Source organism: Craterilacuibacter sp., from assembly GCF_051659485.1.
Taxonomy (GTDB): domain Bacteria; phylum Pseudomonadota; class Gammaproteobacteria; order Burkholderiales; family Chromobacteriaceae; genus Craterilacuibacter.
The window spans coordinates 1-1,902 of record NZ_JBOFOO010000078.1 but is presented as its reverse complement, the minus strand read 5'-3'; the positions used below and the strand labels follow the sequence as shown (position 1 = coordinate 1,902).

Sequence of the window (1,902 nt, the reverse complement as noted above, 5' to 3'; positions counted from 1 at the left end):
TCAAGAAAGGCGGCCACTTTGGCGACAAAAAAATCGAGGTCGTAATCGACATCATCCGGTTTGCCGGACAGGCCGAAGCCGGGCAGGTCGAGCACCAGCGAGCGGTAGCCGGCATGGTTAAAGGCCGGCACATTGCCCTTGAAGTTGCTGTAGCCGCTGGCGCCCGGGCCGCTGCCGTGCAGCCACAGCACCGGCAAGCCGCTGCCTTCATCGTGGTAATGCAGTTTGAGCCCGTCAGGCAGGGTGACGAAGCGCCCCTCGGGAATGGGGGAAGGATAGACGTTCATAAGGCCTCACCTTGGCTATTGACGCGTCAGTGTTACCTGCCCCCCGGCATGGTGAATCGTCTGATTGGCTTAGGAGGGCCGGCCCGGAATCCCGCTTGCCCCCTAATCCAATCAGACGATTCCGCACTGGCATCAAGGTGAAAGTATCTGCATCAGCCTATAGGGGCTTTGATAAGCCAGGAGAGATGCCATGACCCAAGCCACCGCCGAACAACTGATAGCGCGTGCCCGTGCGCTGATACCGGCGCTGAAAGAACGTGCCGAGCGCGCCGAGCGCGAGCAGACCATTCCGGCCGACACCATTGCCGACATGCAGGAGGCCGGCCTGTTCCGCATCCTGCAGCCCAAGCGTTATGGTGGTTACGAAATGCATCCGTCCGTGTTTGCCGAGGTGCAGTTCGCGCTGGCCGAGGGCTGCATGTCGACAGCGTGGATGTATGGCGTGGTCGGCGTGCATCCATGGCAGCTGGGCCTGTTTTCCGATCAGGCCCAGCAGGAGGTGTGGGGTGAGGATAACAGTACGCTGATCGCCTCGACCTATATGCCGGTGGCCAAGGTCACCGAAGTGGACGGCGGCTACCGCATCAGCGGGCGCTGGAGCTTTTCCACCGGCTGCGAGCGTTGCGACTGGGTCTTCCTCGGCGGCAACCTCAAGCCCACAGAAGGCAAGGGCGGCGACACCTACCGCACCTTTTTGCTGCCCAAGTCCGACTACCGCATCGAGCGCAACTGGGATGTGATCGGCCTTAGGGCCACCGGTAGCCACGATATCGTGGTCGAAGATGCCTTCGTGCCGGTGCACCGCACCCATGCCACCAACCAGCATGTGGAAGCAGCCCACCCGGGGCGTGAACTCAATACCTCGCCGCTGTATCGCATTCCGTTTGCACAGATGTTTATTCCGGCGGTGTCCAATTCCTGCATCGGCGCACTCAAGGGCGCAACCGAAGCCTTCCGTGACTTTGCTACGCCTTTGGTGGGCAAGAACATGGGCAATCGCGCCATCGAAGACCCCAATGCGCAACTGGCGTACGCACAGGCGATTACCGCTTACGAAGAAATGAAGACGCTGCGTCTGGAACACTACCGGCGCGTGTATGCGGCGGCCGAAACGGGCGAGCCGGTCGACCCCAATACCCGTATGGCTTGGCGCTACCAGTTGACCCGCGTCGCCTACCAGAGCGGCGAGCTGGTCAACCAGTTGCTGCGCTGCTGCGGCGGTGCCGGCACCTATCGCAAGAATCCGCTGACCCGCATCTTCCTCGACCTGATGACCGGGCGCGCGCATATCGCCAACAACACCGATATGTTCGGCCGCGGCCTGGCAGCCACCTTGCTCAAGAATGAAGAGACGCCGGACCCCTTCCTGTAAGCCTGAGTCAAGCGCCCGCGGCATCCGCTGCGGGCGGCGGATGCCTAGCAAAGGAATGGACTGATGAAACAGGAATTTGATGTGGTGGTGGTGGGCTCGGGCGCCGGCGCGATGCTGACTGCGATCAAGGCGCACGATGAGGGCCTGAGTGTCGTGGTGCTGGAAAAAAGCGGGCAGTACGGCGGCACCTCGGCTATTTCGGGCGGCGGCATCTGGATTCCGCTCAACGAGCAGATAAAAGAC

General features: G+C 61.6%; 3 protein-coding genes. 2 read left to right on the top strand and 1 reads right to left on the bottom strand.

Annotation, left to right across the window (positions count from 1 at the left end):
- Positions 1–287, bottom strand: a 287-nt coding sequence (locus tag ACRC1E_RS02680) for an alpha/beta fold hydrolase (RefSeq protein WP_438513563.1), incomplete at its 3' end; no start/stop codon positions are given.
- Between the two features lie 190 nt (positions 288–477).
- Here ACRC1E_RS02680 and ACRC1E_RS02675 point away from each other — a divergent pair.
- Together ACRC1E_RS02675 and ACRC1E_RS02670 are read left to right on the top strand one after the other, a co-directional pair.
- Complete coding sequence (locus ACRC1E_RS02675) at positions 478–1,659, top strand: acyl-CoA dehydrogenase family protein (RefSeq protein WP_438513562.1); 1,182 nt, start codon at positions 478–480, stop codon at positions 1,657–1,659.
- 63 nt (positions 1,660–1,722) lie between these two features.
- The coding region (locus ACRC1E_RS02670; protein WP_438513561.1) for an FAD-binding protein at positions 1,723–1,902 on the top strand (180 nt) is incomplete at its 3' end.

Coding starts and splice junctions, on each gene's coding strand:
- ACRC1E_RS02675 (WP_438513562.1), top strand. CDS start 478: ATGACCCAAGCCACCGCCGAACAACTGATAGCGCGTGCCCGTGCGCTG.